Source organism: Variovorax soli NBRC 106424 (assembly GCF_001591385.1).
In the GTDB taxonomy this organism is placed as follows: domain Bacteria; phylum Pseudomonadota; class Gammaproteobacteria; order Burkholderiales; family Burkholderiaceae_C; genus Variovorax; species Variovorax soli.
The window spans coordinates 1-5,892 of sequence record NZ_BCUU01000175.1; the positions used below are offsets into that span (position 1 = coordinate 1).

The 5,892-nt window shown below is 72.8% G+C and carries 6 protein-coding genes and 1 pseudogene; all 7 read left to right on the forward strand.

Translation table 11 applies throughout. The features are described 5' to 3' along the window. A partial coding sequence (locus tag VSO01S_RS25770; RefSeq protein WP_068645617.1) for a bifunctional adenosylcobinamide kinase/adenosylcobinamide-phosphate guanylyltransferase occupies positions 1-388 on the forward strand: 388 nt, incomplete at its 5' end. A gap of 8 nt (positions 389-396) precedes the next feature. Then, positions 397-1,293, forward strand: coding sequence for an ABC transporter substrate-binding protein (locus VSO01S_RS25775; protein ID WP_084242133.1), 897 nt, complete (start codon positions 397-399; stop codon positions 1,291-1,293). Further along, positions 1,290-2,279, forward strand: a complete 990-nt coding sequence (locus VSO01S_RS25780; RefSeq protein WP_068645619.1) for a FecCD family ABC transporter permease — start codon at positions 1,290-1,292, stop codon at positions 2,277-2,279. The genes VSO01S_RS25775 and VSO01S_RS25780 overlap by 4 nt, the downstream gene beginning before the upstream one ends. An 8-nt stretch (positions 2,280-2,287) precedes the next feature. Continuing rightward, positions 2,288-3,046 carry an ABC transporter ATP-binding protein gene (locus VSO01S_RS25785; protein WP_245684333.1) on the forward strand — a complete coding sequence of 253 codons (759 nt, stop codon included), beginning with the start codon at positions 2,288-2,290 and terminating at the stop codon, positions 3,044-3,046. Next, positions 3,025-4,005, forward strand: coding sequence for an adenosylcobinamide-phosphate synthase CbiB (cbiB, locus tag VSO01S_RS25790; RefSeq protein ID WP_068645621.1), 981 nt, complete (start codon positions 3,025-3,027; stop codon positions 4,003-4,005). Before VSO01S_RS25785 ends, cbiB begins: the two co-directional genes overlap by 22 nt. Then, positions 3,993-4,982, forward strand: coding sequence for an aminotransferase class I/II-fold pyridoxal phosphate-dependent enzyme (locus VSO01S_RS25795; protein WP_068645622.1), 990 nt, complete (start codon positions 3,993-3,995; stop codon positions 4,980-4,982). The genes cbiB and VSO01S_RS25795 overlap by 13 nt, the downstream gene beginning before the upstream one ends. Before the next feature lie 82 nt (positions 4,983-5,064). Next, positions 5,065-5,892 (forward strand): annotated as a pseudogene (locus tag VSO01S_RS25800) (C1 family peptidase); the annotation flags it as partial.

Consider the following 5,892-nt stretch of genomic DNA (forward strand, 5'->3'; position numbering starts at 1 on the left):
CCGTGCCGCGCGCATTCCCGCCCTGGGCTGCGTCGAGGAGCCGCTGGCGCTGGCGCAGGCGGTGGCGCGGCACAGCGCGCCGCATACGCTGCTGGTGGTCGACTGCCTGACGCTGTGGCTCACCAACCGGATGATGCCGCTGGGGCCACCTGCGACGAGTGCCGAGATCGGCGCCGCGCAGGACGAGCTGCTGGCTGCGCTGCAGGGCGCTGCCGGGCCGGTGGTGCTGGTCAGCAACGAGATCGGGCTGGGCGTCATTCCGCTGGGCCCCGAGGTGCGCGGCTTCGTCGACGCCATGGGCTCGCTCAACCAGCGCGTGGCGGCGGTGTGCGAGCGCGTGTGCTTCATGGCGGCCGGCTTGCCGATGCTGCTCAAGGGCGCGGCATGAGGCAGGGCATGAAATTCCTGCGGCGCGCAGGCCTTGCCGCGGTGCTGCTGCTCGCGCTGCAACGGGCCTTCGCCGCCGACGTCACGGACGACCGCGGCCAGCGGTCGCCATGGCCGCAGCCGCCGCAGCGCATCGTCTCGCTGCTGCCTTCGGTGACCGAGTCGGTGTGCGCGCTGGGCGCCTGCGGCCGGCTGGTGGGCGTCGACAACTATTCCAACTGGCCGGCCCAGGTGGCGGCGCTGCCGCATGTGGGCGGACTGGAAGACGCAAACGTGGAACGCATCGTGTCGCTGCGGCCCGACGTGGTGCTGCTGTCGCGCTCGGCGCGCGTCACCGGGCGGCTCGAAGCCCTGGGCGTGCGTGTGCTGGCCTTCGAGCCCGATTCGCTGGCCGACATGCAGCGCGTGCTGGGCCAGCTCGGCGCGCTGCTGGGCCGGCAGGCGCAGGCCGAGGCACTGTGGCGCGACATGGACGCCGGCGTGGCCAAGGCCGCGGCCGGCATTCCGGCGCAGGCGCGCGGCCAGCGCGTGTACTTCGAGGTGGAGAGCGCGCCCTATGCGGCGGGCGAGTCGTCCTTCATCGGCCAGGTGCTCTCGCGCCTGGGCCTGGCCAATGTGGTGCCGGCGTCGCTGGGGCCCTTTCCCAAGCTCAACCCGGAGTTCGTGGTCAAGGCCAACCCGCAGCTCATCATGCTGGGCGACCGCAACACCGTGGCCTTGTCCACCCGGCCGGGCTGGCAGGGCATCGATGCCGTTCGCAACCAGCGCATCTGCGTCTTCACGCCGGCGCAGGGCGATGTGCTGGTGCGGCCCGGGCCGCGCGTGGCGGAGGCCGCGCAGATCATGGCGGACTGCGTGGCCGGCATGGCCAAGGCGCCGCGGGCCGGTGAGGGCGCCGCCAAGTGAATCGCGCCGCGCGTGCCACGGTCGTTGCTGCCTGCATCGCGGCGCTCACCCTGCTGTTGCTGGCGCTGGGCCTGGCCATCGGCAGCACCGGCCTGGAGCCGCTGCGCGTCGGCACTGGCGATCCGGTGGCCTGGCAGATCGTGTGGGACATCCGCCTGCCGCGCACGCTGGGCGCCTGGCTGGCGGGCATGCTGCTCGGGCTGGGCGGTGCGCTGGCGCAAGGGCTGTTCCGCAATCCGCTGGCCGACCCCTATCTGCTGGGCAGTGCGTCGGGCGCGAGCCTGGGCGTTGCGCTGCTGCTCGTCCTGCTGGGCATCGCGCCGGCGGCGGGCACGCTGGGTGCGCGGCTGGGCATGACCGGTGCGGCTTTCGTGGGCGCCGTGCTGGCGGTGCTGCTCACCCTGGGCCTCGCGCGCGGCGTGCAGCAGACCCTGCGCCTGCTCCTGGCGGGGGTGGTGGTGGGCATGGTGCTGGGCGCGGCCAGTTCGCTGGTCATGCTGTGGGTGCCGGAGATCATGCGTGCCATGCAGGCCTTCATGCTGGGCAGCACCGCCTTCCTCGGCTGGCCGGCCGTGGCGGTCATGGCAGGCGCCTTGCTGCTGAGCCTGCTGCCGGGGCTCGTGCTGGCGCGGGCGCTGGATGCCCTCACGCTGGGCGAGGCGAGCGCGGTCAGCCTGGGCCTGCCGCTGGCGTGGGTGCGTGCCGCGCTCATCGCGGCGCTGGCGCTGTCCACCGGTGCCGCGGTGGCGCAGGTGGGGTTGGTGGCCTTCATCGGGCTGGTCTCGCCGCACTTGGTGCGTGCGCTGGTCAAGGCCACGCACGGGGCACTGGTGCTGCTGGCCAGCCTGATGGGCGGCCTGCTGCTGCTGGCGGCCGACGTGCTGGCGCGCTGGCTGCTGGCGCCGCAGGAGCTGCCGGTGGGCGTGCTCACCGCCTTGCTGGGCGGGGGCTATCTTCTGTGGCTGATGAACCGGGGCGGCCGATGAATGCAGCCATGCCGGCACTTTCCGCGCGCGACCTGCGCGTGCGCCTGGGCGGGCGCGAGATCGTGCATGTGGACTCGATCGACATCGCGCAGGGGCAGTGGACGGCCGTGGTGGGCCCCAACGGCGCGGGCAAGACCACGCTGCTCAAGGCCCTGGCGCAGCTGCTGCCGCACCAGGGCCGCGTCGAACTGCTGGGGCGAAACATGCGCGACTGGCCGCTGCGCGAACGCGCGCGCCAGCTGGCCTGGATGGGGCAGGACGAGCATGGCGCGCAGGACCTGCTGGCCTGGGACGTGGCCATGCTCGGCCGGCTGCCGCACCGCTCGTGGCTCGGCGCGCCCAGTGCCGCCGACGTGGCCGCGGTGGAAGCGGCCATGCGCCGCACCCAATGCTGGGACTGGCGGGCACGGCCGCTCGGCCAGCTCTCGGGCGGCGAGCGCCAGCGGGTGCTGCTGGCACGCGCGCTGGCGGTGCAGTCGCAGGTGCTGCTGATGGACGAGCCGCTGGCCAACCTCGACGCGCCGCATCAGGCCGACTGGCTGCTGGCCGTGCGCGAGCTGGTGACGGCCGGCAAGACGGTGGTGAGCGTGCTGCACGAACTGGGCATGGCGCTCCACTCCGACCGCTTGCTGATCGTGCGCGAAGGCCGGGTGGCGCACGCCGGCATGACCAGCAACGCGGTCACGCACGCCGCACTGCGCGAGGTGTTCGAGCAGCGCATTTCCCTGCATGAGGTGGACAGCCAATGGGTGGTGTTGCCGCGTTGATGTCCGGCCCGGCCGGCGTGGCCGCAGCGGCGCTGTGGCTGGCGCTGGTGCTCGACCGCGCGTTTGGCGAGCCGCCAGCGCGGTGGCATCCGGTGGTGTGGATGGGCCACTACCTCGGCTGGGCCGGCCGCCGCATTGCACCGCCGGCGGAGACACCCCTGGCGGCAGACCATCGCCGGCTGCTGGCCGGCGCGCTGGCCTGGTGCGCCGGCGCCGGCGTGGTCGGCTGCGTGGCGCTGGCGCTGCAGTGGCTGGCCGGGCAAATGCCCGTCTGGGCCGCGGCCCTCCTGACGGGCGCGGCGCTCAAGCCGATGCTGGCCTGGCGCATGCTCGGGCGCGAAGTGCAGTCGGTGGAGCGCGCACTGCATGAATCGCTCGATGCCGGGCGCCAGCAGCTGAGCTACCTGGTCAGCCGCGACGTGACCTGGCTCAGCGAGAACCAGGTGCGCGAAAGCGCCATCGAATCGCTGGCCGAGAACCTCAACGATTCGGTGGTGGCGCCGATCTTCTGGTTCGTGGTGGCCGGCCTGCCCGGTGCGGCGCTCTACCGTTTCGCGAACACGGCTGATGCCATGTGGGGCTACCGCGGCGTGCGTGGCGGCAGGGTGTGGGAGTGGGCCGGCAAGTTCGCGGCCCGCGCCGACGACGTGCTCTCGTGGCTTCCCGCGCGCATCACGGCTTTGCTGCTGGCGCTGGCTGCCTTGCGCTGGCCGCGCGGGCTGGTGCGCGAGGCCCGGCGCACCCCATCGCCCAACAGCGGCTGGCCGATGGCGGCGATGGCCCTGCTGCTGGACGTGCGGCTGGGCAAGCCCGACTTCTACGTGCTGCACCGCGACGGCCGCAACATCAAGGCAGAGGATGTGCTGCGCGCCCTGCGCCTGGGCGCGCGTGCGGTGGTGTGGGCCGCGCTGTTTGCCAGTGCCGCGCTGCTGGGCCCGGAACTGGAATGGAAGGCCTGAGCGCCGCCGCCTTCGAACACGGCGGACCCGACGCGCTGGGCGTCGCCGCGCATGACTTTTCGACCAACGCGAATGCCTGCGGGCCGTGTCCGCAGGCGCAGGCCGCGGTGCTGCGGGCCGATGCGTCCCGCTATCCCGATCCCGGCTACGGGGCGCTGCGCGAGCGCCTGGCGCACCTGCACGGCGTGCCGCCAGCGCGCATCCATCTCGCGGCCAGCGGCAGCGAATTCATCATGCGCATGACGGCCGCGGTGCAGCGCCAGGGCGGGCAGGGCGTGCATGCCCCGCGGCCCGGCTATGGCGACTATGCACGCGCCGCCATGGCGCACGGCATGCCGCTGGTGCCGGCCAGCGAGGCGCAACTGGCGTGGCATGGCGACCCGGCCAGCCCCACGGGCCAGACCACCACGCCGCCCGAGTTGGCACCCGGCGCCGTGGGCGTGGTGGACATGGCCTACGCACCCTTGCGGCTGGAAGGCAGCGCTTCGGGCGCACCGGGTTTTTGGCAGCTCTGGACGCCCAACAAGGCGCTGGGCCTGACCGGTGTGCGCGCCGCCTATGCCGTGGCACCACCGTCGGCGGACGAAGCGCTCGTGCAGACCCTGGACGCGCTGATGCCCTCATGGCCCATCGGCGGGCACGGCGTGGCGATGCTCGAAAGCTGGACCGAGCCCGAGGTGCGTCAATGGCTGCACGACTGCCTGCCGGTGCTGCGCGAATGGAAGCGGCGCCAGCAGCTTCTTTGCGAATCGCTGGGCTGGCGGTGCCTGCGCAGCGACGCGAGCTTCTTCTGCGCCGAGCCGCGCACCAGCGATCTGCCGGAACTGCTGCGGCACCTCAGGGCCGCGCATGGCATCAAGCTGCGCGACACCGCCTCGATGGGCCTGCCCGGCCATGTGCGCATGAACGCGCTGCCGCCCGCCTCGCAGGACGCGCTGCAGCATGCGCTGCGGGCCGCCCTCGTGCATTGGCGCTAGTCCGTTCGCGCAATTGCTGGCGCGAAGGCGCGGGCTTATGGTCCGTCGCTCGCATCGGGGGATGCGAGAAGAGGAGACGATCATGCTTCTGGTCAAGGGCGACGAGGGGGCGGCGGTCAAGTCACTCAAGGCGCGGCTTGCGGCGGAACTCGGAGCGGACGCGGCGGCCTTCCCGGGCCTGGGGTCGGGGGCGCTCTTCGATGCCGACACCGAAGCCGCGGCACGCCGTTGGCAGGCCGGCGTGGGCATCGTCGCCGACGGCATCGTCGGGCCCTATTGCCAGGTGCTGCTGGGCCTGGCGCAGGCGCGGCCGCTGGCCCTGCAGCTGGACCTGGCCTCGGTGCGGCAGCTGTTTCCCGCCACCAAGCCCTCCAACATCGCGCGCTACCTGCCTTATGTCTGCGCCGCGCTGTCGGCGCTGGAGCTCACCGACCGGCCGATGATCCTGGGCGCGCTGGGCACCATCCGGGCGGAGAGCGAAGGCTTCCTGCCCATTTCGGAATATCCCTCGCAGTTCAACACCAAGCCGGGGCTGCCGGCCTTCAGCGCCTACGACGGCCGCCTGGGCAACAGCGCGCCCGGCGACGGTGCGCGCTACCGGGGGCGCGGCTTCGTGCAGCTCACCGGCAAGGCCAACTACAAGACCTATTCGGCGCGCATCGGCATCGACCTGCTGGCCAACCCGGACTGGGCCAATGCGCCCGAAGTGGCGTCGGTGCTGCTGGCCTGCTACCTGGCCGACCATGCCGATGCCATGCGCAAGGCGCTGGCCGCGGGCAACCATGCGGCGGCGCGCAAGCTGGTCAACGGCGGCTCGCATGGGCTCGACCGCTTTCGCAGCGTGTTCGACATTGCCGCCACGGTGTGGCCGCTGGTGGCCGCGCCCACACCGGCGCCGGCGCCCGGCATG